This window comes from Sphingomonas sp. SFZ2018-12, from assembly GCF_022496715.1.
Lineage (GTDB): Bacteria > Pseudomonadota > Alphaproteobacteria > Sphingomonadales > Sphingomonadaceae > Sphingomonas.
The window spans coordinates 332,439-354,272 of the sequence record NZ_WTFM01000001.1; the positions used below are offsets into that span (position 1 = coordinate 332,439).

A 21,834-nucleotide genomic window follows, 5' to 3' on the forward strand; every position below is an offset into this window, starting at 1 on the left:
GAAGAGGGGAAATTCATGGTCAGCCGCGCCGACCCGGTCGCCTATGTCGAGAGCGAGGACGAGCCGTCGCCCGCGGAGATGCGCCTGGTCATCACCGCGTCGTCGCTGGGCACCGCGTTCGAATGGTATGACTTCTTCATCTACGGCACGCTGGCCGCGTCCGGCATCATCGGCCGCACCTTCTTCCCGAGCGGCAATGAAACATTGCAGGCGCTGCTCGCCTGGGCCGGCTTTGCGGTCGGCTTCGGCTTCCGGCCGCTCGGCGCGATCGTGTTCGGCTATCTGGGCGACCGGCTGGGACGCAAATACACGTTCTTGGTGACGATCACGCTGATGGGCGTGGCGACGGCGGGCGTCGGGCTGGTCCCGGGCTATGCGACGATCGGGATCGCCGCGCCCGCGATCATCATCTTGCTGCGCGTGCTGCAGGGGCTGGCGCTGGGCGGCGAATATGGCGGTGCGGCGATCTATGTCGCCGAGCATTCGCCCCGCGGCAAGCGCGGTTTCCACACCAGTTTCATCCAGGCCAGCGTCGCGGGCGGCTTCATCCTCAGCCTGATCGTCGTGCTCGGCTTCAAGGGCGTGTTGCCGCGCGAGGTGTGGAACGACTGGGGCTGGCGTCTGCCCTTCCTGTTCTCGATCGTGCTGCTCGCCATTTCGCTGTGGATGCGGCTCAAGCTGTCCGAAAGCCCGGTCTTCGCCAAGATGAAGGCGGCGGGCCAGATGTCGGCCAATCCGTTTCTCGAAAGCTTCACCTATCCGGGCAACAAGCGCCGCCTGCTGATCGCGCTGTTCGGCATCGCGGCGGGCCTCACGGTCATCTGGTATACCGCGATGTTCTCAGTCCTGTCGTTCCTGCAGGGGCCGATGCGGGTCGAGGAGACGACCGCGCAGCTGCTGGTCGGCGGCGGCGCGATGGCGGGGCTGGGCTTCTTCATCCTGTTCGGCCGTATTTCCGACCGCACCGGGCGCAAGCTGCCGATCACGCTCGGCTATTTCGCGACGCTGGTGCTGCTGTTCCCGATTTTCTGGACGATCGGGTCGGCGGCCAATCCCGGACTGGCGCGCGCGTCGGCGCATGCGCCGATCATCGTGTCGGGGCCCAACTGTGCGTTCGATCCGTTCGCGAGCGTCCAGGTCGACGAATGCGGGCGGGTGCTCGACTATCTGTCCAAGCGCGGCATCAGCTACACGACCGAGGTGACGCCGGTGCTCGCCATGTCGATCGGCGGCACGCCGGTGCCCGACCGGATGATGGCCAGCCTGGACGACGTGCTGCGCGCCAACGGCTATCCGGTCGACCCGGTGGTGCCGCCGGCCGGGCACATCGTCGTCATCCTGTTGTCGATCATCCTGCTGAGCGCGCTGGCGGGCGCGACCTATGGGCCGGTTGCCGCGCTGCTGACGGAGATGTTCCCGGCGCGGATCCGCTACAGCTCGATGTCGATTCCCTATCATATCGGCACCGGCTATTTCGGGGGGTTCCTGCCCTTCATCAGCCAGTACATCGTCGCGCGCACCGGCGATCCTTATGCCGGGTTGTGGTACACGATGGCTGTCGTGGTGGTCGCGCTGGCGGTGACGCTGGTCGGGTTCAGCTATGGCCCGCCGCGCGGGGTGGAGGATCGCTGATCGCCGCGCGCGGGCTGGCGCATCGCCGCGCCCGGCGTTATCCGCCGCGACGATGATCGATCCGACGCCGCCGCCCGCCGCCCCCCTTCGCCTGATGCTGGACGGCGCGGCGCTGTGGGACAATTGGCGCGCATTGGCGCGAATGAGCGGCGCGGCGGTGTGCGGAGCGGCGGTCAAGGCCGACGGCTACGGGCTGGGGGCGCGTGCGGTGATGACCCGGCTGGCGGCGGCGGGATGCCGCGATTTCTATGTCGCGACCTGGGCAGAGGCGCTGGCGGTCGCTGACCTCGGCCTGGACGTGGCGGTGCTGCACGGGGTGCGGGCCGACGACCTGGCCGTCGCCATGGCCGCGCCCGCCCATCTGCGCCCGGTGTTGAACAGCGTCGACCAGGTCGCGCGCTGGCGCGACGCCGGCGGCAGGCGCTGCGACGTGATGATCGACACCGGCATGAACCGGCTGGGCCTGTCGCCGGCAGAGGCGGGCAGCGGCGCGCTGACAGGTCTGACGATCGACACGCTGATGAGCCACCTGGCGTGCGCGGACGCGCCCGACGATGCGATGAACGCGCGCCAGCGCGATGCGTTTGCGGCCATGGCGGCGGGAGTGCCGGCGCGGCGGCGCAGCCTCGCCAACTCCGCGGGGGTGGCGCTGGGGGTGGATTATCAGTTCGACCTGACCCGGCCGGGCCTCGCGATCTATGGCGGCGTGCCGGTCGCCGCCCTGGCGGACGCGTTGCGCCCGGTCGTGGGGATCGCGGCGCAGGTGCTGCAGTGCCGCGACATCGCGGCGGGGGATGCGGTCGGCTATAATGCGACCTTCACCGCCGCGCAGCCGATGCGGCTGGCGACGCTCAACCTGGGATATGCCGACGGCTATTGGCGCGGATTCAGCGGCGTCGGTCGGGCACGGATCGGCGGCGACGTGCGCGCGGTGCTTGGCCGGGTGTCGATGGACCTGACGATCGTCGATGTAACGGGGCTGGACGTGCGCGAGGGCGACTGGATCGCCGTCGACTATGCCCTGCCCGAAGCGGCGGCGGCGAGCGGGATGTCGCAATATGAGCTGCTGACCGGGCTGGGCCGACGATTCGAGCGGGTGTGGTGCTGACACGAAAAAAAGGGCCGCCCGCCTTGTGGCGGACGGCCCGGAATGCGTTGAACGAACGGATCAGTAGCGAACGCGCGCCGTGATCGCGAAACGGCGTCCGAACGGGTCGTTGACGGATGCCGGGGCGATGATCCCGAAATATTCCTGACCGACGCGGTTGGTCAGGTTGGTGACCGAGCCGCTGAGCTGGAACGTTTCGTTCACGTCGAAGCTGATGCTGGCGTCGATCGTCACGTAATCGTCATACTGGTCGAATTCGCGGTTGTCGTTCGGGCCAGGGGCGCGATTGAAGCGCGAAACGAGCTGTTCGCCGGTATAATTGATGTTGGTCGAGATCGCGAAGCTGTCGTTGAAGTAACGCAGACGCAGCTGACCCTGGAACTCCGGATCGCCAAGGATGCCGTCCGAACGTGCCGGTGCGATACCCGTCGTGTCGACGATACGGCGCTTCACGTAGAACAGGCTGCCCGCCATCGAGACACTGCCCGGCACCTTCAGACCGGTGAGCTTGGTGACATAGTCGGCCTCGGCCTGAATGCCCTCGAACAGGACACGCTGGCCGTTGACGAAGCCGCTGGTCACCGCCGGATTGGCGGGATCGGCGGGAACCTGGCCATTCGCATCGCGACGGATTTGCGAGCAGAAGCTGTTGCCGTTCGCCGGATCGTCGGCATTGAAGTTCGCATTGTCGAAGCAACCCGAAACGATCTGCGCGACAGTCAGGTTGGCGATCGGCTGGCTCAGATCGATATCGAGATAATCGACCGAAACGACCAGTCCGGGAATGAAGCGCGGCCGCACGACCACGCCGAAGGTGAAGCTGTTGGCTTCTTCGTTCAACAGCGCCGAGTTACCGCCCGAACGACCCGGGACGGTTGCCGTTGCCGCGCTGAGCGGGGTCGCGTTGGGGAAGCGGGCGAGGAAGGCGGCGCAGTTGCGCGACCGGATGTCCGGCACCGGACCCGCGTTGATGTTCCCCGGCGCGCACAGGTCGGCGACGGTGGTGAAGGTATTGGTCACCGGCGCGAACAGTTCGACGACGGCGGGTGCGCGGAACGACTTCGTATAGTTGCCGCGGAACTGGACGTCCTTGATCGGCGAGAAGGTGCCGCCCGCCGCCCAGGCAAAGAACCCGCCGTTCACGGTGTTGTCGACATAGCGACCGCGCGCGAACAGTTCGAGATTGTGGAAGAAGAAATCGTTGTTCGGCGTGAAGATCGGCAAGTTGATTTCGCCGAACACTTCATCGAGGTTGAACGACCCGCTGGTCGGCAGGATCGCGACCGAACGGCCAAGACCCTGCTGCAGGAAGGGATCGGGAACGAAATTTGCGCTTTCGTCGCGGTGTTCATAGCCGACGTTGAAGCTGACCGGGTTGCCGAACAGGTCGAAGGGCGAGCCGCCGACGTTGGCGTTGATGACCCATTGTTCGATGCGGCTGTTGGCGATGGTGTCCTGGATCACATAGGCCGAGGCCGCCCGCGACGGCGCACCTTCGCCGAAAACGCTCAGCGGGACGCAGCGCGCGTCAGCCGTGGGCGTGAAGCCCGGCGTTGCGTTGACCGTCGGGTTGGTCACGCAGCCGTTGATCGCGTTGACGAAGTTCTGCTGGTTGATCTGCTGGGAGATATCCCGATAGTCGGTGCGGCCCCACGTGCCCGTGACTTCGAAGTTGAACGAGCGCCCGAACGCCTCGAACGTGCCGTCGGTGCCGCCGACGACGCGATACAGGTCATTTTCGGAAACACCGGTCGCGTCGCCGAGGTCAAGGTTGATCCGGCTGACGCGGAAGGTCGAGTAGCCGTTGGCGACCAGGAGGTTGCGCGCCTGGGTCGACAGCAGCGGGTTGTTGACGCTGAAGGTCAGCGGGCCGCTGGCACCGCCGAACAGCGTCGACTGGAACGACTGCTGCTGGATCAGCTCGTCGCCGCGACCGTTGAAGTACAGGCCCTCGGCGAACACGCGGATATTGTCGGTCAGCTCGTAATTCGTGAACAGATTGGCCGAAATGCGGCGGACATTGCTGGTGATCTGGGTGAAGTCGTTGAAGACGAAGCCGTCACCGTCCGAGTTGCGTGAAGCCGCGGCCGTGATGACGCCGCCATACAGCGTGCCGCGGTCATACGGGATCAGCGTGCCGTCCGGCGCGAACTGGTAATTGAAGTCAAGCGGCCGCAGCGCGCCGATATTGGCGATCACGCCGCCGCGGCTGAGCGAGGGGATGCCCGCGCGGGTCACCAGCACGGTGCCGGGGAAGCCGTCGCTCGCGCTGTCGTTGAACCCGATGTTCGGATTGATGCGGCCGTCGTTGAGCGGCGTACGACCCGCCGGCCCGAGCTGCGCCGCCAGAGCCGAGGTCGGGTTCAGCTGGCCGCCGACACCATTGCGCAGGAAAGGCCGGTCGTTGGTCAGGACGCCGTCGACCTCTTCATAGCTCGCCGCGATCGAGATGTTGCCCCGACCGCCGGCAAAATCGTGGCCGTAGCCGGCCGAGAAATTGTACCGGAAATTGTCACCATATTCGGTGACGGCGGCGGTGCCCTGAATCTCCAGCTTGTTGAACCGGTTCTTCGTGATGACGTTGAGCGTGCCCGCGATTGCGTCCGAACCGTAAATCGGGGCGCCGCCGATCGCGACGCGGTCGATTCGCTCGACCAGGATCGGGTTGACGATGTTGAGGTCGACCTGCGTACCCGGCGCGGCGTTGCCGAAGATGGTCGTGACGTTCGACGACACCACGCGGCGGCCGTTGATCAGGGTCAGCGTGCGGTTCGAACCGAGACCGAAGGAGTTGATGAAATTGACGCCCTGGCCGAAACCGCCCTGCGCGCCGTTCGGCGTGACCGAACCGCGAAAACCGGGCAGTTCGTTCAGCGCGTCGGCGACGTTGGTCAGGCCGCGGTCTTCGAGATACTGGGAACCGATCGAAATGGTCGGTTCGAACAGATCGAACGACGTGCGGCGGATGCGCGAGCCGGTGACGACGATCTCTTCCGGATTCTCATTCTCAGTTGCCGGAAGCTCGCGGCTTTCTTCGGTCGTTTCCTGGTCCTGCGCGATGGCGGACTGAGGGAAAAACGCAACGGCGCCGGCAAGCGCCGTTGCAGACAGCAACTGGCTGATCTTCATTTTCATTGACCCCATGGTTTTCGTGCGTGGCAGCGATTTCCACCGCTTCGTCGCTAACTGATGGGATTGTTCAGATTCTGGCAAGGTTTCGCCGCAGGAACGAAACGAATTTAGCCTGAACCTGTGGTAGCAATGTCACATTGCTGCAATGCAAAATAAATGGCGCGCGCGAATCGTTCGCGCACGCCACCTTTCGCTTTCCAGATATTACGTGAGTGCAACCGCCGGGCGAATCGCCCTCAGCGTTCCACGCACATCGCGATCCCCATGCCGCCGCCGATGCACAGCGTGGCGATTCCCTTTTTCGCGTCGCGCCGGACCATTTCGTGGAGCAGCGTGGTCAGCACGCGCGCGCCCGATGCGCCGATCGGATGGCCGATCGCGATCGCGCCGCCGTTGACGTTGATCCGGTCGGGGTCCCAACCCATTTCCTTGCCGACCGCCAGCGCCTGGGCGGCGAACGCCTCGTTCGCCTCGATGAGGTCGAGATCGGCGATCGTCCAGCCCGCCTTCTCGAGCGCGCGCCGGCTCGCGGGGACCGGGCCGATGCCCATGATCGACGGATCGACGCCCGCCGACGCCCAGCTGGCGATGCGGGCCAGGATCGGCGCGCCCCGGCGCTCGGCTTCCTCGCGGCGCATCACGACGAGCGCGGCGGCCCCGTCGTTGAGTCCGCTGGCGTTGGCGGCGGTCACCGTCCCGTCCTTCTTGAACGCAGGGCGCAGGCCCGACACCCCGTCGATCGTCGCCCCGGCGCGGATATATTCGTCCTGGTCGATGACGGTGTCGCCCTTGCGGCCCTTGACCGTCACCGGCGCGATCTGGCCGGCGAAGCGGCCTTCGCTGCGCGCGGCTTCCGCCAGATTCTGCGAGCGGACGGCGAATTCGTCCTGCTCGCCGCGCGTGATCTGATATTGCTCGGCCAGGTTCTCCGCGGTCATCCCCATGTGATAGCCGTTGAAGACGTCCATCAGCCCGTCCTTGATCATCGTGTCGACGAGGCTCAGGTCGCCCATCTTGGTGCCGGGGCGCAGCGACTGGGCGTGCGGGCTCATCGACATCGACTCCTGGCCGCCCGCGACGACAATGGTCGCATCGCCATTGGCCACCGCCTGGGCCGCGAGCGCGACCGCGCGCAGGCCCGATCCGCAGACCTGGTTGACGCCCCATGCCGGCACTTCCTTGGGCACGCCGGCCGCCATCGACGCCTGGCGCGCGGGGTTCTGCCCCTGCGCGGCGGTGAGCACCTGGCCCATGATGACTTCGGACACCTCATCGCCGCTGACGCCCGAAGCCGCCAGTGCCGCCTCGATCGCGACCCGCCCCAGTTCGTGCGCGGGGGTGGCGGCGAACGCGCCCAGGAAACTGCCGACGGGCGTGCGCTTGGCGGCGGTGATGACGATGTCGGTCATGGGCATGGGCTCCTGTCGCGGGTTGACGCCCTCTGGCGGGGCACCGATCTGAGTCGGGTGCGCCTATCTAGCGAGCGCGATCCCCGATAACCAGTCCGCGAGCGGTGCCCAGAGCTGGTCGCGGGCGCGCTGGCCGACGACCATGCCGACATGGCCGGCATCGAGCGGGCGGACCTCGCCGCGACCGAGCGCACTGGCGGCGGGGACGATGCGGTCGTTGCGCGCGACGAACTCGATCGTCGGGATGTCGATCGCGTGCGGATCGACCGGCGTGCCCGCAACCTGCCACGCGCCGCGACCGGGCGTATCGGCGGCGAAGAACTGCTCGAACATCTGCGCGCCCGCGCCATAGGTCAGCGGCGCGCCGCCATTGGCCCAATCCTCCAGCACTACGAAGTCGTGCGCGGCCGCGTCATCGGGATCGAGCGTGGCGAAACGTTCGTATTTGGCGATCGTGCGCGCGGGATCGAGCTGCCAGAAACAGGCCTGCAGCACCTCCATCGGGACCAGCCCCAACGCGTCGCATACCGGCTGCGTCTGGGCCCAAAGCCGCCCGATCTGCGCGCGCGCAGGCTCGCCAAAGCCCGAATAGTGCCACGGCGCGGCGATGAGGGCGAGGGCGGCGACCGGGCGCAGCGCCGCCGCCGCGATCGCCATCGTGCCGCCCAGGCAATAGCCGACCAGCAAGGGTTCGGCCCCCGCATCCTGCGTCACCGCGTCGATCAGCGGGACGAGCCGGTCGGCGACGTGCGCGGAGATATCCTCGTCGCGCTCGGCGGGATCGGGCGTGCCCCAGTCGACCAGCATCGCGCGCAGCCCGCGCGCGGCCAGCCACGCGACCAGCGAGCGGCCGGGCGACAGGTCGAGGATGAACGGCGCGTTGATCAGCGACGGGACCAGCAGCACCGGCCGCCCCGATGCCGCCGCGCCGCCATGGTCGCGCACGCTGACCCGACCGCACCGCGCAATTTCCCGGCCCGCCGGCGCGCGCGCCACGCGCGGCGCGGCCTGATAGGCGGCGAGCCCGGCCAGTGCGGCGCGGCGGCGCGCGTCGCATGCTGCGGTTTCCCGCTGCAACATGGCAAGAAACAGGGGCAGGGGGCGGGGGCCGTGTTGCGGTGCCGCAAGAAATGATGATAGGCTCGGATCTGACACAGTCGAGGGCTTTCATCCCATGAAGAAGCAATCCGCCGCGGGCGGTCCCGTCATCATCAAGAAATACGCCAATCGCCGGCTCTACAACACCGAAACCTCGTCCTACATCACCCTCGACCACCTCGCCGCGATGACTCGCGAGGGGCGCGACTTCAAGGTGATCGACGCGAAGAGCGAGGAGGACATCACGCATAATGTCCTGACGCAGATCATCATGGAAGAGGAAGCGCGCGGCCAGACGATGCTGCCGGTCAATTTCCTGCGCCAGCTGATCGCGCTTTATGGCGATTCGATGCAGGCGATGGTGCCGGGCTATCTGGAAGCGTCGATGGAGAGCTTTCGCCGCAACCAGGAACAGTTCAAGTCGGCGGTCGAGGGCGCGTTCGCCAATTCGCCGTTCGCCGAAATGGCCAAGCGCAACATGGCGATGTTCGAAGCCGCGACCTCCGCATTCAAGCCGGGCGGGTCGCCCAGCGACGCGGCGCCCGCAGCACCGACAGCCGAGGGCGGCGTCGGCAAGGACGCCGAAATCGCGGCGCTGCGCGCCCAGCTGGCCGACCTGCAATCCAAGATCGAAAAGCTGGGCTGACGCCGACCCGGGGGCGGCGGGGCGCGTTCATTGTCCCGGCCCAAGCCGTTACGCGCCGGCCAATTTCAGCCAGGCCGTAGACGCAAAAGCTGCCGGTCGGCTGTCGACCCCATCGCGGACATAGCGAGAAGGATTGCAGTCCACCCGAGACCGGACGTAGTCGTGACAGATGCATATACGGCCATTCGAGGCTTCAGACTCCGAGGCCCTCGCCAGTCTTTTTCATGCGTCGGTCCGTCAAGCTGGGCTGGCCTATTATTCCTCCGAACAGGTTGATGCGTGGAGCCCGTCCAAGCCTGAGCCTGACAAGTACGTGCAGCAGGCTCGCGACAGAATATTCTTGGTTGCCGTCGATGACGATGGTGCCCTAGCAGGGTATGGGGACTTGGAGGCGAATGGACATATCGATCACCTGTATTGCCGACCCGATATAACGGGACAGGGTGTCGGCTCGGCGATCTATGCGGCATTGGAAAGCGCGGCCAAAGCAGCTGGGATAACGACGCTTTTCGTCGAAGCGAGCGAAGGCGCTCGCCGTCTTTTCGAACGTCGAGGCTTCGTTGTCGAAGCTCGCAACGACTTCACCTACAATGGCGTTGCCATGCACAATTACAGCATGTCAAAATTGATCGACTGACCGAGCTTAACGTTTGTTGTCTCCTCGCTTGGAGTGCAACCCGACAGTCCGCTTTCCACCCAGTTCCGGCCGGCCGGTCCTCCCGCCGAAATCCGCCGTTCATCCGTTCACGACCTCGATCGACCTCAGTGCGTCTCTCGGGCCTGGTGCTGAGGGCCAGCCTGCGCCGGGCGAGCGGAAGCCCCGGAGTTGCCAATGCGGCCCGGTGGAGTCCGGCACGAGGTCGGGTTGACGACGCGACGCCGGTCGCGGCCTGCCTCCCGTGTCCTTTGCCGGTCAGCTTTCGGGCGAAAGAAAAGGGGCGCTGCCGGCCGGCAGCGCCCCTCAATTGTTGGCATGACGCCGTGCTGGTCAGGCCGGCTTGCGGAACTTGATCGTCATGCGGTCGCTTTCGCCGATCGCCTCGTACTTGGCGCGATCCTTGTCCTTCTCGGCGAAGTTGGGGGGCAGCGTCCACACGCCCTGGGGATAGTCCGCGGTGTCCTTCGGGTTCGCGTTGACCTCCGACTGGCCGACCAGCTCGAACCCCGCCGCCTTGGCATAGGCGAGGACCGAACTGGTCTTCATATAGCCGCTCTTTTCCTCGGCCGCGCCGTCGCGGCTTTCGGGCAGGCGGTGTTCGACGACGCCCAGCGTCCCGCCCGGCTTCAGCATCTTGAAGATCGCGTTGAACGCGGCCTGGGTCTGATCGGTGCCGCCGAAGCGCCAGTTATGGACGTTGCGGAAGGTCAGCACCACGTCGGCGCTGTTATCGGGCACGGTCGGTTCGCCGTCCTTGGCCGGAAACGCCGCCATCTTGACTGCGCCATAGGTCGCGGCGTCCTTTTCCTTGAGCGCGTTCAGCCCGCGAAAACCGTTGGGCATCGGTGCGGCGGCATAGAGCGTGCCCTTGCCCTTGGTCAGCGGCGCCAGGATCTCCGTATACCAGCCGCCGCCGGGCCACAGCTCGACCACGGTGTCGGTCGGCTTGACGCCGAAAAAGGTCAGCGTCTCGACCGGGTGGCGATATTTGTCGCGCGCCATATTGGCGGGCGTGCGGGTCGGCGCCTTGACCGCCGCGGCGATCGGGCTTTCCTCATGATGATTGGCGACGGCGATGCCGGCCGCGCCGGCAATGCCGACGCAGGACGCAAGGGCGGCGATCAGGACGAAACGGGTGCGCATAACGGCTCCTCAGCTACGGGGGGTCTTGTCGTGCGGCAGTGATGGGATAGGGGCGGTCGCGATGCAAGTCGGACTCTGGATCGCCGCCGCGCTTTCGCTGGCGCTGGCCGTCGTGGCGGGCGTGGCGGAGCGCCGCCGGTTCAACCGCCGCGATCCCGACCGCGCCGGTTTCATGCCGTGGAACCTGATCCAGGTGATGGCGCTCCTCGCCGCCGTGGTGCTGGCGGCGCTGGCGATCACCGGCGGGCTGCCGTGAGCGGCGGTGGCAAGGTTTCGGTCGCAATGCCCGCGGATTTCGGCGAAAAGGACGGCAATGCGCCGCGCCGCGCGCATCCGCTTCACCCCAGGGCTCGTTTCGCGTGTTTCAGCCGGTCGATCCAGTTCATCGCCTGACCGCCGCACCGCCCGATCGGGGTTGGCGCGGACGCTGGCGATCGCGGCTCGGCCCGCGCGCCATCGCGATCCTGTTCGCACTGGCGGTCGAGGTGTTGCTGCTGCTGGTTCTGCTGGGCCTGGCCCCGCCGCTGGTGCCGCCCAAGCTGGTGCCGATGGCGACCTTCACCATCGACACCACGCCCGATTCGACACCGGAGGCGAGCGAGGCGGCGCAAGCTGAGCCGAAGGCCGAGGCACCAGCATCGGCACCGCCCACGGCGGCACCCCCGCCGTCTCCGCTTCCGGAAACGCAATCGCCGCCCGTGCCGGCCACCCAACCCAGCGTCGCGCCCGCACCGGCCACGCCGACGCCACCGATGATCCTGCTGCCGCGCGACCAGCTCGCCGCGGCCGACATCGCGCGCGCCCCCGCCGCGCCCCCGACGGCCGGACCACCGGCTCCGCGCCGCGTCTATGGCCCGCCCGACAATCGACCGCCGTCCAACGACACGCCGCGCGTCGCGGGCAGCGGCCCCAATGGCGAGCCGCTTTATGCCGCGTCCTGGTATCGCGAGCCCTATGACGACGAACTGAGCGGATACCTGTCGACGGCCAAGGGGCCGGGCTGGGGGCTGATCGCGTGCCGCACCGTCCCCGACTATCGCGTCGAGGACTGCTATGCGCTGGGCGAGGGGCCGGAGGGATCGAACATCGCGCGCGCGGTGCTGGCGGCCGCGTGGCAATTCCGCGTGCGCCCGCCGCGTCTGGGCGGGCGGCTGAAATATGGCGAATGGGTCGCCATCCGCATCGATTACACCAGCCGGCCGCGATGATCGTGCCGCGCCGGGGGCGGGCGACCGGAAATCGAGCCTAATAGAAGCGACGGAGCGTCAGCTCGCGGACGCGGCCGTCGCACAGGGCGAGCGTCACCACCCGGCCGGGCGTGTCGGTCAGCCAGGTCACGTCGGTGCTGCCCGTCGGGCCGGGGGTCACATCCTTGCCGTCGACCGCGCAGATCAGGTCGTCGACGTGCCACCCCGCCTTTGCGGCCGGGCTGTTCGCCATGACGTGCAGCACCTTCAGCCGCCCGGTCTGCTGGCCGAGCAGCAAGCCGCTAGTCGAGCGTTTGGGTACGTCGAGCGCACGAGCGCCGGGCACGAAGATCATGTGGCCCGCCATGGGGTCGAGCAGCACGCGGTAGCGCATCAGAAAGCCCGAGCCGATCCGCCCGGTCGTGCCCGTGCTCGCCGCAAAGCCGCTCTGCGGTTCGATGCGGACCTCGACATTGTGCGCAGCAAGCGTGGCGACGCGCAACTCGGGGACGATCGCCATCTGGGACACCACGGGGCCGCCCAGCCCGTAGGCGAGCGTGGTGGTGAGGCCGGGCGTGGCAACCCGCGCGCGCTGCCAGACGGGCCGGGTGACGGTGACCGACGAGCCGTCGCCGGTATCGATCAGCACCGGTCGCACGGTTTGTGCGCCCAGCATCAGCTCGCTGACATAGACCTGGCGGTCGGCGGACAGCCGCAGCGGCGCGCGCGCGCCGGTATAGGGCAGGCGACCGCTGGGCAGCAGGCGAAAGCGGCGCGCATCATAATCGATGTCCAGCGCGCAGCAGGACAGGATGTCCGCCCCGACCAGCGCGTCGATCGGCGACGCGGTCGCGGTGGCGGCCGCGGCGAGCGGCAGGATGCCGACCCGGCCGCCGGTTCGCGTCAGTCCGCCGATGCGGACCTGCCGCGCCTGGCCCCAGCGCAGGTTGATCTGGCCGCCGATCGCGATGGCGCGACCTTCCCCGGCGGGGGCCAGACCCGCACGGCCGGCGAATTCGGTCGACACGACGGTGTGACTGACCCCGGTGTCGAGGATCGCGCGGCCGGCGACACCGTTGATCTCGACGTCGAACAGCAGCTGGTTGCCCGGTGTCGTCTGAAACGCCACCCAGCGCGCCTCCGCATCGGGGGCGAGCGTGACGGCGACGGGAACAGGCGTGGCGGCCTCGACCGCCTTCGCCCGGCGCTGGACCGGTTCGGCCCGGCTTGCCGGAACCGCCGACGCCAGCAGCGTGGCGGGAATCATCAGGACGCAGCACCGCATTCGCGGCACAGCCTAGCGCGCGCGAACGTCGCTCGCCACTTCCGAATTACCCGCGAGGATCAGAGGCAGGCTTCGAGCAGTGCCTGGTCGAAGCCGAACTGCTTGGCCTTTTCAAGCGTGTAGGGACGCAGGCCCATCGCGCGATATTCGCCGATGATCTTGCCGTCGGCGCTTTCGTCCAGATACTCGAACTTGAAAAGCTCCTGCGTCACGATCACGGGACCTTCCATGCCGATCACTTCGGTGATGTTGGTGACGCGGCGCGAGCCGTCGCGCAGGCGCTTGACCTGAACGATCAGGTCGACCGAGTCAGCGATCTGGCGGCTGATCGCTTCCTTGGGCACCTTGATGTCCGACATCATCACCATGTTCTCCATACGCGCCAGGCATTCGCGTGGGGAATTGGAGTGGAGCGTCGCCATCGAGCCGTCGTGGCCGGTGTTCATCGCGGCGAGCAGGTCGAAACACTCGCTGCCACGAATTTCGCCCAGGATGATGCGGTCGGGACGCATACGCAGCGCGTTCTTGACCAGATCGCGGATCGTGATCTCGCCCTGGCCCTCCAGATTTGGCGGGCGGGTTTCGAGCGGCAGCCAGTGCGGCTGCTGCAGCCGGAGTTCGGCCGCGTCCTCGATCGTCAGCACGCGCTCGCCCGGGTCGATCATCTTGGACAAGGCGTTGAGCATCGTCGTCTTGCCCGAACCAGTACCGCCCGAGATGACGATGTTGAAGCGGCTCGCGCCCGCGACCTTGAGCGCGGTCGCCATCTTCTCCGACATCGATCCGCCCTTGGCCATCATGTCGAGCGTGATCGGCTTGGCGGAAAACTTACGGATCGAGATCGCGGTGCCCTTGAGGCTCAAGGGCGGCACGATCACGTTGACGCGGCTGCCGTCCTTCAGGCGGGCGTCGGCGAGCGGCGTCGTCTGGTCGACGCGGCGGCCGACCTGGTTGACGATACGCTGGGCGATCTGGAACAGATGCTCCTCGTCGCGGAACTGGATGTTGGCGATCTCGAGCTTGCCCTTGCGCTCGACAAAGGTCTGGTCCGGCCCGTTGACCATGATGTCGCTGATCGCGGGGTCGGAGAGCAATTCCTCGAGCGGCCCCAGCCCGAGCAGCTCGTCGACCAGCACCTTTTCCAGCGCGAACTGCTCGCGGCGGTTGAGGGTGAGCTTCAGCTCGGCGAGCACTTCGCCGATGATCGGGCGAAACTCCTCGGCCAGCTCGTCCTTGTTGAGCGTGGCGGCGGCTTCGGGATCGACGCGTTCGAGCAGGCGCGGCAGCACCTGTTCCTTGATGCGGTGGATCGAGCTCTCAAAGCCCTCGACCCGGCTGTTCGCGGCGTCGCCCGACGCCTGCTGGCGTTCGTCGAGCCTCGCCATCGCGTCGAGCCCCTGGGCGCTGACCAGCGGGCTGATCTCTTCGCTGGGGCTGGCACCGGGGACGGGGATCTGCGGGAACTGCGTTGCGACATCGGGTTCGCCGGGGCGGGCCGGACCGCCCTGCATCGGGCGCGCCACGCCGAACGAAGGGCGCCCGCCGCCCGCACCATTTACGCCACTGCGTCGCCCGAATGCGTTCACGTCTGTCTCTCGCCCGGCCAAAACTATTGACCCCAGCGATAGGCGCGAACCTTTTACAATTGCCTAACCACGTCGCGAAACCGTCGGTCCGGCGGCGCGGATCAGGCCTCGGCGCGCTCGGCGAGCACGGTCAGGCCGCGCGCGTTAACCTCCGCAAAGCCGCCTTCGATGCGGATCGTTTCGGGTTCGCCACGCTCGGTACGATAGATGGCGAGCGCGCCGTCGCGGATCGTCGACATCAGCGGTGCATGGCCCTCCAGCACGCCGAAATCGCCGTCGGTGCCGGGCACGACAACCATATGCACCGATTCGGAGCGAACGAGCTTTTCGGGCGTGACGAGTTCGAAGTGGAGCATTTGTCGGTCCTTCTCCCTCTCCCCCGTGGGGAGAGGTTCGGGGAGAGGGGGTGCTGGAAGAGGCGGCGTCGGGCGTTTGGCCTTCCCCTCTCCCAACCCTCTCCCCAACGGGGAGAGGGCGATGTTCGTTTACGCCTCGCTGGCCATCTTGGCGGCCTTGGCGATCGCTTCGTCGATGCCGCCGACCATGTAGAAGGCGCTCTCCGGCAAATGGTCATATTCGCCGTTCACCACCGCCTTGAACGACTTGATGGTGTCTTCCAGCTGAACGAACTTGCCCGGGATGCCGGTGAAGACTTCTGCGACGTGGAACGGCTGGCTCAGGAAGCGCTGGATCTTGCGCGCGCGGCTGACCGTCAGCTTGTCCTCTTCCGACAGCTCGTCCATGCCCAGGATGGCAATGATGTCCTGAAGCGACTTGTACTTCTGCAGCGTCGACTGGACGGCGCGGGCGGTTTCGTAATGCTCCTGGCCGACGACGCGCGGTTCAAGCACGCGGCTGGTCGAATCGAGCGGATCGACGGCGGGATAGATGCCCAGTTCCGAAATCGCCCGGTTGAGCACGGTCGTCGCATCCAGGTGGGCGAACGAGGTGGCCGGCGCGGGGTCGGTCAAGTCGTCGGCGGGCACGTAGATCGCCTGCACCGAGGTAATCGACCCCTTGTTGGTCGAGGTGATGCGCTCCTGCAGCGCGCCCATGTCGGTCGACAGCGTCGGCTGGTAACCCACCGCCGACGGGATGCGGCCGAGCAGCGCCGACACTTCCGAACCGGCCTGGGTGAAGCGGAAGATGTTGTCGACGAAGAACAGCACGTCCTGGCCTTCGACATCGCGGAAATATTCGGCGATGGTCAGGCCGGAAAGGGCCACGCGCGCGCGTGCCCCGGGGGGCTCGTTCATCTGGCCATAGACCAGCGCGACCTTCGATCCTTCGCTGATCGCCTCGCCCGCCTCGTTCTTGGCGATGACGCCCGCGTCGAGGAATTCGTGATAGAGGTCGTTGCCCTCGCGGGTGCGCTCACCCACGCCGGCGAACACCGACGTGCCGCCATGCCCCTTGGCGATGTTGTTGATCAGTTCCTGGATTAGCACGGTCTTGCCCACGCCCGCGCCGCCGAACAGGCCGATCTTGCCGCCCTTGGCATAGGGCGCGAGCAGGTCAATGACCTTGATGCCGGTGACGAGGATGCTGGCTTCGGTCGACTGGTCGACGAACTCGGGCGCCTTGGCATGGATGGGGGCGGTGGTTTCCGCGCCGATCGGGCCGCGCTCGTCAATCGGTTCGCCGACGACGTTCATGATGCGGCCCAGCGTCTTGGGGCCGACGGGCACACGGATCTGCGCACCGGTGTCGGTGACGGTCTGGCCGCGGGTCAGGCCCTCGGTCGAATCCATCGCGATCGTGCGAACGGTGTTCTCGCCCAGATGCTGCGCGACTTCGAGCACCAGCCGGTTGCCGTTATTGTCGGTTTCGAGCGCCGACAGGATCGCGGGCAGCGTGCCGTCGAACTGCACGTCGACGACGGCGCCGATCACCTGGGCGATACGGCCGACATTGTTGGTGGTCCCGGCGGCGCGGGTCATTTCAGGCGCGGTTGCCATCTGCTTGTCCTTGGTCTGGCTGATTGTCCGGCGCCTTAGCGTCCGGACGCGTGAAAGTCACGGTGATGCGGCGCACGCCGTCCTCACCTTCGGTCGTATCGATCCGCACCGGCGTGCCGGCGATGCGGGTTTCGGCATCGGCTTCGCCAGCGACGGCGGCCAGCGCGTCGCCGGGTTCGAGGTCGAACTGGAACAGGAAATCGCCGATCACTTTGGCGAAGCGGCCCTTGGCGGTGTCGGCATAGTCGGGATCGGTCAGCGCGAGGGTGAAGTCGATGCGGTCGATCCGCGCCGTCGTCGCGCCGCTCACCTCGACCGTGCCTTCGTTCGGGGCGGGGCGATCCGATTGCGACAGGATGATCGGCTCGCCCCTGGTCGCGGCACCCTCGCCGGCCTGGCCATAGTCGGCGAGGCGGAAGCCGAACTGGTTGAGCGCGGCGACGGTGTCCGACGGCACGCCGAACACGCGGTCCCATTGCTTGAGGTCGGCGGTCGAATTGACCAGCTCGGCTTCCTGCTCGCGCACGGTCGGCTCGGCCGGCTGCGAATTGCAGCCGCCCAGCACCGTCGCCACCAGCAGGATCGCCAGCGCCGGCCGCATCAGAGCGCCTCCGCTCCCGAAATGATCTCGACCAGCTCGGTGGTGATCGCCGCCTGGCGCGTGCGGTTATATTCGATGTTGAGCCGCTTGATCAGGTCGCCGGCGTTGCGGGTCGCATTGTCCATGGCGGTCATCTTGCTGCCCTGCTCGGACGCCGCATTCTCGCGCATCGCGCGGAACAGCTGGATCGCGACGTTGCGCGGCAGCAGGTCGGCGAGGATCGATTCCTCGTCGGGCTCATATTCGACCACTGCGCCGCCATCGGTCGCCGGCGCGCCCTCGGCCGCTGCGGGGATCGCGACGGGCAGGATCTGCTGCTCGGTCGGTTCCTGGGTCAGCACCGACTTGAAGGTCGAATAGAACAGGTGCGCGACGTCGAACTCGCCGGCGTGGAAACGCGCGATCAGGTCGTCGGCATAACCCTTGGCATCGGCGAAGCGCAGCTTGCCGAGATCGCCCGGCTCGATCGAATGCACCATCTGGTCGCGGAAGCTGCGCGCCAGCACCGCGCGGCCCTTGCGGCCGATGGTGTAGAACTTGACCGTCTTGCCTTGGGCGACCAGCTCTTCGGCACGGCGGCGCGCGAGGCGCGCGATGTTGGTGTTGAACGCACCCGCCAGCCCCTTGTCGCTGGTCGCGACGACGAACAGGTGCACCTGGTCACGCCCGGTGCCCGACAGCAGCAGCGGCCCGCCATCCTTGCGGCCGACGCGGGCGGCGAGCGAGGCGACGACGGCTTCCAGCCGCTGGGCATAGGGACGCCCGGCCTCGGCCGCGTCCTGCGCACGGCGCAGCTTGGCGGCGGCGACCATCTTCATCGCCTTGGTGATCTTCTGGGTCGACTTGACCGACCCGATCCGCATTTTCAGTGCCTTGAGCGAGGCCATGTTACCCTTTTCCTCCCTCCCCCTGGAGGGGGAGGATACGAAGACTTGCCGGCGTGCCGGCTAGTCGAAGTTGGAGAGGGTGGTGCCTGTGGCGGCCCCTCTCCCAACCCTCTCCCCGTGGGGAAGAGGGCTTTCAAATCACGCGAACGTCTTGCCGAACGCAGTCAGCGCGTCCTTCAGCTTCGCCTTGGTGTCGTCCGACAGGTCCTTGCTGTCGCGGATCGCGCCGAGCACGTCGGCGTATTGCGAGCGCATCGCGCTCAGCATCGCGGCTTCGTAACGGACCACGTCCTGCACCGCGACCGTATCGAGGAACCCCTGGGTGCCGGCGAAGATCGAAACGACCTGTTCCTCGAACGGCATCGGATTGAACTGCGCCTGCTTGAGCAGCTCGGTCAGGCGCGCGCCGCGGTTGAGCAGCTTCTGGGTCGAGGCGTCGAGGTCGGAGCCGAACTGGGCGAACGCCGCCATTTCGCGATACTGGGCGAGCTCCAGCTTGATCGAGCCGGCGACCTTCTTCATCGCCTTGGTCTGCGCGGCCGATCCCACCCGGCTGACCGACAGGCCGACGTTGATCGCGGGGCGGATGCCCGCGAAGAACAGGTCGGTTTCGAGGAAGATCTGGCCGTCGGTGATCGAGATCACGTTGGTCGGAATGTACGCCGACACGTCACCCGCCTGGGTTTCGATGATCGGCAGCGCGGTCAGCGAACCCGAGCCATGGTCCTTGCCCATCTTGGCCGCACGCTCGAGCAGGCGGCTGTGCAGGTAGAACACGTCGCCGGGATAGGCTTCGCGGCCCGGCGGGCGGCGCAGCAGCAGCGACATCTGGCGATAGGCGACCGCCTGCTTGGACAGATCGTCATAGACGATGACCGCGTGCATGCCGTTGTCGCGGAAGAACTCGCCCATCGCGCAGCCGGTATAGGGCGCGAGGAACTGGAGCGGCGCGGGCTCCGACGCGGTCGCGGCGACGACGATCGAATATTCCATCGCGCCCGATTCCTCGAGCTGGCGGACGATCTGCGCGACGGTCGAACGCTTCTGGCCGATCGCGACATAGATGCAGTAGAGCTTCTTGGATTCGTCGTCGCCCTTGTTCGCTTCCTTCTGGTTGATGAAGGTGTCGATGGCGACGGCGGTCTTGCCCGTCTGGCGGTCGCCGATGATCAGCTCGCGCTGGCCGCGGCCGACGGGGACGAGCGCATCCAGCGCCTTGAGGCCGGTCTGCATCGGCTCGTGCACCGAGGTGCGCGGGATGATGCCCGGCGCCTTGACCTCGACGCGGCTGCGCTGGTCGGCGACGATCGGGCCCTTGCCGTCGATCGGGTTGCCGAGCGCGTCGACGACGCGGCCGAGCAGGCCGCGACCGACCGGCACGTCGACGATCGTTCCGGTACGCTTGACGACGTCGCCTTCCTTGATCTCGCTGTCCGAGCCGAAGATCACGACGCCGACATTGTCGGCTTCGAGGTTGAGCGCCATGCCCTGGATACCGTTGGCGAACTCGACCATCTCGCCGGCCTGGACATTGTCCAGCCCGTGGATGCGGGCGATGCCGTCGCCGACCGACAGCACCTGACCGGTTTCGGAAACCTGGGCTTCGGTGCCGAAGCTGGCGATCTGGTCCTTGATGACCTTCGAGATTTCTGCGGCGCGGATATCCATTGCGAGTGCCTTAACCTTTCATCGCGTGCGCGAGTGCGTTCAAACGGGTGCGGATCGAGCTGTCGATCATCTGGCTGCCGATGCGGACGACCAGGCCGCCGAGCAGCGCGGGGTCGACCGACAGGTCGACGGTGACGTCGCGGCCGGTGCGGGCGCGCAGCTGCTGCTTCAGCGCGTCGACCTGGGCCGGGGCAAGGGGGTGGGCGGAGACGACTTCGGCCGTCGTCTCGCCGCGATGGCGCGCGGCCAGCATGCGGAAGTCGCGCACGACCCGCTCCAGCTCGCCGAGGCGGCGGTTCTGGGCGAGCACGCCCAGCAGGTTGCGCGTGATCTCGCCGAGCGCCAGCGCGTCGGCGGCCGCCGCGATCGCGCGGCCGGCTTCGGTGCGCCCGACCACCGGGCTGGTGACCAGTCGGCGCAGCATATCCGATTCGTGCAGCCCCTGACGCACCCGATCCAGGTCGGATTCGACCGCGTCGATCGCCTTCGCCTCGCGCGCAAGCTCGAACAGTGCGATGGCGTAACGTCCGCTGATCGTTGCCTGAATACCGCCGGAAATATCCACGGGTCGCGGGTTCCTCTTAAGGGATCGGGTTGGTCCCATGGGGAAAGGGGGCGCCGGTCGGGCGCCCTCTAATGGGTCGCGGCGCGGTTAGCATCGGGTTCGCCGCGATGCAAGCGGGGCGCTGGCGGCGTGCCGACGCCGTCCCGGGCGGCGCGACGCGGCATCGCTGCGCGCCAAATCGCTTTGATCGCAATTGGCGGGACGGCGGGGCCGGTGCGGCGCTATATCAGGCCTGCATGTCCACGATCCTTCCCGATTCCGATCAGGCGATGGCCGCGTTCGAACGGCGCGACCGCGCCTGGGACGGCCGCGTCATCATCGCGGTCACCACGACCGGCATCTATTGCAAGCCGAGTTGCCCGGCGCGCCACCCGCGCCGCGAGCATGTCCGGCTGTATCCCGATGCCGATGCCGCGCGAGCCGCCGGTTTCCGTGCCTGTCTGCGCTGCAAACCCGACGAGGTCGGGCGCGAGCGCGTCGCGGTCGCCCGCGCCATCGACCTGATCGAGGCGGCGGAGGACGCGCTGTCGCTCGACGCGCTGGCGGGGCGGGTCGGCTATGCGCCCCACCATTTCCACCGCGTGTTCAAACGCGCGACCGGCGTGACGCCCGCGGCCTATGCCCGCGGGCTTCGCGCGCGCCGCATGACCGCCGCACTTGCCGAGGAGGACCGCGTGACCGACGCCATCTACGAGGCGGGCTATTCCGCGCCCAGCCGCTTCTACGAGACCGCGCAGGCGCGGCTGGGCATGACGCCGAGCGCATGGAAGCGCGGCGGCGCGGGCGTCACCATCCGCTGGACGGTGGCGCCGACGAGCCTGGGGCCGTTGCTGGTCGCCGCGACCGATCGCGGCATCTGTCGCGTGTCGTTCGACGAGGACGGCACCGCACTCGCGGCGCGTTTCCCGAATGCCGAACTGGTGCCCGGCGGTCAGGCGCTGGCGGAGCTGGTCACTCGCGTGGTCGCGATGGTCGAACAGCCCGGCCGGCACATCGACCTGCCGATCGACGTTCGCGGCACCGCGTTTCAGGAAGCGGTGTGGCAGGCGCTGCGCGACGTGCCGCCGGGCGAGACGCGCACCTATGCCCAGATCGCTGCCGCCGCCGGCAATCCCAACGCGGTGCGTGCCGCAGGATCAGCCTGTGGGGCCAATCAGGTCGCGGTGCTTATCCCGTGCCATCGCGCGCTGCGCAGCGACGGGACGCTGGGCGGCTATGCCTATGGCCTCAAGCGCAAGGAAACGCTGCTCGAACGCGAGCGCGGCTGACGC

Annotated in this window: 19 protein-coding genes; 7 read left to right on the forward strand and 12 right to left on the reverse strand. The window is 67.3% G+C overall.

Annotated features, from left to right (window positions below; translation table 11 throughout):
- Nucleotides 1–15 precede the first annotated feature (15 nt).
- Nucleotides 16–1,632 carry an MFS transporter gene (locus GO308_RS01535; protein WP_240883614.1) on the forward strand — a complete coding sequence of 539 codons (1,617 nt, stop codon included), beginning with the start codon at nt 16–18 and terminating at the stop codon, nt 1,630–1,632.
- A gap of 52 nt (nt 1,633–1,684) precedes the next feature.
- The gene (gene alr, locus GO308_RS01540; RefSeq protein ID WP_240883615.1) at nt 1,685–2,740 is read left to right on the forward strand and encodes an alanine racemase; all 1,056 of its coding nucleotides are present in this window, start codon (nt 1,685–1,687) and stop codon (nt 2,738–2,740) included.
- A gap of 60 nt (nt 2,741–2,800) precedes the next feature.
- Here alr and GO308_RS01545 read toward each other — a convergent pair whose 3' ends face one another.
- The 3 genes from GO308_RS01545 to GO308_RS01555 form a co-directional block, all read right to left on the reverse strand.
- Nucleotides 2,801–5,875, reverse strand: coding sequence for a TonB-dependent receptor (locus GO308_RS01545; protein ID WP_240883616.1), 3,075 nt, complete (start codon nt 5,873–5,875; stop codon nt 2,801–2,803).
- A gap of 233 nt (nt 5,876–6,108) precedes the next feature.
- Entirely contained in the window at nt 6,109–7,281 is a 1,173-nt protein-coding gene (locus GO308_RS01550) for an acetyl-CoA C-acetyltransferase (RefSeq protein WP_066480459.1), read from the reverse strand.
- A 63-nt stretch (nt 7,282–7,344) separates the two neighbouring features.
- Nucleotides 7,345–8,361 carry an alpha/beta hydrolase gene (locus tag GO308_RS01555; RefSeq protein WP_240883617.1) on the reverse strand — a complete coding sequence of 339 codons (1,017 nt, stop codon included), beginning with the start codon at nt 8,359–8,361 and terminating at the stop codon, nt 7,345–7,347.
- A 94-nt stretch (nt 8,362–8,455) separates the two neighbouring features.
- On the opposite strand from GO308_RS01555, the gene phaR reads away from it, so the two are divergent.
- Entirely contained in the window at nt 8,456–9,025 is a 570-nt protein-coding gene (gene phaR, locus GO308_RS01560; protein WP_066480462.1) for a polyhydroxyalkanoate synthesis repressor PhaR, read from the forward strand.
- Between the two features lie 169 nt (nt 9,026–9,194).
- Entirely contained in the window at nt 9,195–9,662 is a 468-nt protein-coding gene (locus GO308_RS01565) for a GNAT family N-acetyltransferase (protein WP_066480464.1), read from the forward strand.
- A gap of 351 nt (nt 9,663–10,013) precedes the next feature.
- On the opposite strand, the gene GO308_RS01570 is transcribed toward GO308_RS01565, so the two are convergent.
- The gene (locus tag GO308_RS01570; protein WP_082731020.1) at nt 10,014–10,826 is read right to left on the reverse strand and encodes a methyltransferase domain-containing protein; all 813 of its coding nucleotides are present in this window, start codon (nt 10,824–10,826) and stop codon (nt 10,014–10,016) included.
- Nucleotides 10,827–10,887: 61 nt separating this feature from the next.
- Here GO308_RS01570 and GO308_RS01575 point away from each other — a divergent pair, with 61 nt between their 5' ends.
- Together GO308_RS01575 and GO308_RS01580 are read left to right on the forward strand one after the other, a co-directional pair.
- Nucleotides 10,888–11,082: a hypothetical protein gene (locus GO308_RS01575; RefSeq protein WP_066544159.1), complete on the forward strand. Its 195-nt coding sequence runs from the start codon at nt 10,888–10,890 to the stop codon at nt 11,080–11,082.
- Nucleotides 11,083–11,185: 103 nt separating this feature from the next.
- A complete protein-coding gene (locus GO308_RS01580) occupies nt 11,186–12,034 on the forward strand; it encodes a hypothetical protein (protein ID WP_240883618.1) in 849 nt (282 codons plus the stop codon).
- Nucleotides 12,035–12,071: 37 nt separating this feature from the next.
- Here the strand turns inward: GO308_RS01580 and GO308_RS01585 are convergent, their stop codons facing one another.
- From GO308_RS01585 to GO308_RS01620, 8 genes are all read right to left on the reverse strand, one after another.
- Nucleotides 12,072–13,280: an aspartyl protease family protein gene (locus tag GO308_RS01585; RefSeq protein WP_240883619.1), complete on the reverse strand. Its 1,209-nt coding sequence runs from the start codon at nt 13,278–13,280 to the stop codon at nt 12,072–12,074.
- Nucleotides 13,281–13,357: 77 nt separating this feature from the next.
- Entirely contained in the window at nt 13,358–14,884 is a 1,527-nt protein-coding gene (locus GO308_RS01590; RefSeq protein WP_197417143.1) for a CpaF family protein, read from the reverse strand.
- 101 nt (nt 14,885–14,985) lie between these two features.
- On the reverse strand, nt 14,986–15,240 hold the full coding sequence (locus tag GO308_RS01595) for an ATP synthase F1 subunit epsilon (RefSeq protein WP_066480473.1): 255 nt from the start codon (nt 15,238–15,240) through the stop codon (nt 14,986–14,988).
- A 129-nt stretch (nt 15,241–15,369) separates the two neighbouring features.
- Entirely contained in the window at nt 15,370–16,842 is a 1,473-nt protein-coding gene (atpD, locus tag GO308_RS01600; protein WP_066480474.1) for a F0F1 ATP synthase subunit beta, read from the reverse strand.
- Nucleotides 16,826–17,443, reverse strand: a complete 618-nt coding sequence (locus tag GO308_RS01605; RefSeq protein ID WP_240883620.1) for a hypothetical protein — start codon at nt 17,441–17,443, stop codon at nt 16,826–16,828. Before GO308_RS01605 ends, atpD begins: the two co-directional genes overlap by 17 nt.
- Entirely contained in the window at nt 17,443–18,330 is an 888-nt protein-coding gene (locus GO308_RS01610; RefSeq protein ID WP_066480476.1) for a F0F1 ATP synthase subunit gamma, read from the reverse strand. Before GO308_RS01610 ends, GO308_RS01605 begins: the two co-directional genes overlap by 1 nt.
- 138 nt (nt 18,331–18,468) lie before the next feature.
- Complete coding sequence (gene atpA, locus GO308_RS01615; protein WP_240883621.1) at nt 18,469–19,998, reverse strand: F0F1 ATP synthase subunit alpha; 1,530 nt, start codon at nt 19,996–19,998, stop codon at nt 18,469–18,471.
- A gap of 10 nt (nt 19,999–20,008) precedes the next feature.
- Complete coding sequence (locus tag GO308_RS01620) at nt 20,009–20,563, reverse strand: F0F1 ATP synthase subunit delta (RefSeq protein ID WP_240883622.1); 555 nt, start codon at nt 20,561–20,563, stop codon at nt 20,009–20,011.
- Nucleotides 20,564–20,799: 236 nt separating this feature from the next.
- Between GO308_RS01620 and ada the strand changes: the two genes are divergently transcribed.
- Complete coding sequence (ada, locus tag GO308_RS01625; protein ID WP_240883623.1) at nt 20,800–21,831, forward strand: bifunctional DNA-binding transcriptional regulator/O6-methylguanine-DNA methyltransferase Ada; 1,032 nt, start codon at nt 20,800–20,802, stop codon at nt 21,829–21,831.
- The last annotated feature ends 3 nt before the right edge of the window (nt 21,832–21,834 follow it).

Bases quoted from the DNA above. Each gene is read 5' to 3' on its own strand.
- GO308_RS01575 (WP_066544159.1), top strand. From the start codon at position 10,888: ATGCAAGTCGGACTCTGGATCGCCGCCGCGCTTTCGCTGGCGCTGGCC.
- GO308_RS01565 (WP_066480464.1), top strand. From the start codon at position 9,195: ATGCATATACGGCCATTCGAGGCTTCAGACTCCGAGGCCCTCGCCAGT.
- GO308_RS01545 (WP_240883616.1), bottom strand. From the start codon at position 5,875: ATGAAAATGAAGATCAGCCAGTTGCTGTCTGCAACGGCGCTTGCCGGC.
- atpA (WP_240883621.1), bottom strand. From the start codon at position 19,998: ATGGATATCCGCGCCGCAGAAATCTCGAAGGTCATCAAGGACCAGATC.
- GO308_RS01550 (WP_066480459.1), bottom strand. From the start codon at position 7,281: ATGACCGACATCGTCATCACCGCCGCCAAGCGCACGCCCGTCGGCAGT.
- GO308_RS01595 (WP_066480473.1), bottom strand. From the start codon at position 15,240: ATGCTCCACTTCGAACTCGTCACGCCCGAAAAGCTCGTTCGCTCCGAA.
- atpD (WP_066480474.1), bottom strand. From the start codon at position 16,842: ATGGCAACCGCGCCTGAAATGACCCGCGCCGCCGGGACCACCAACAAT.
- GO308_RS01535 (WP_240883614.1), top strand. From the start codon at position 16: ATGGTCAGCCGCGCCGACCCGGTCGCCTATGTCGAGAGCGAGGACGAG.
- GO308_RS01585 (WP_240883619.1), bottom strand. From the start codon at position 13,280: ATGATTCCCGCCACGCTGCTGGCGTCGGCGGTTCCGGCAAGCCGGGCC.
- phaR (WP_066480462.1), top strand. From the start codon at position 8,456: ATGAAGAAGCAATCCGCCGCGGGCGGTCCCGTCATCATCAAGAAATAC.
- alr (WP_240883615.1), top strand. From the start codon at position 1,685: ATGATCGATCCGACGCCGCCGCCCGCCGCCCCCCTTCGCCTGATGCTG.
- GO308_RS01570 (WP_082731020.1), bottom strand. From the start codon at position 10,826: ATGCGCACCCGTTTCGTCCTGATCGCCGCCCTTGCGTCCTGCGTCGGC.
- GO308_RS01555 (WP_240883617.1), bottom strand. From the start codon at position 8,361: ATGTTGCAGCGGGAAACCGCAGCATGCGACGCGCGCCGCCGCGCCGCA.
- GO308_RS01605 (WP_240883620.1), bottom strand. From the start codon at position 17,443: ATGCGGCCGGCGCTGGCGATCCTGCTGGTGGCGACGGTGCTGGGCGGC.
- ada (WP_240883623.1), top strand. From the start codon at position 20,800: ATGTCCACGATCCTTCCCGATTCCGATCAGGCGATGGCCGCGTTCGAA.
- GO308_RS01610 (WP_066480476.1), bottom strand. From the start codon at position 18,330: ATGGCCTCGCTCAAGGCACTGAAAATGCGGATCGGGTCGGTCAAGTCG.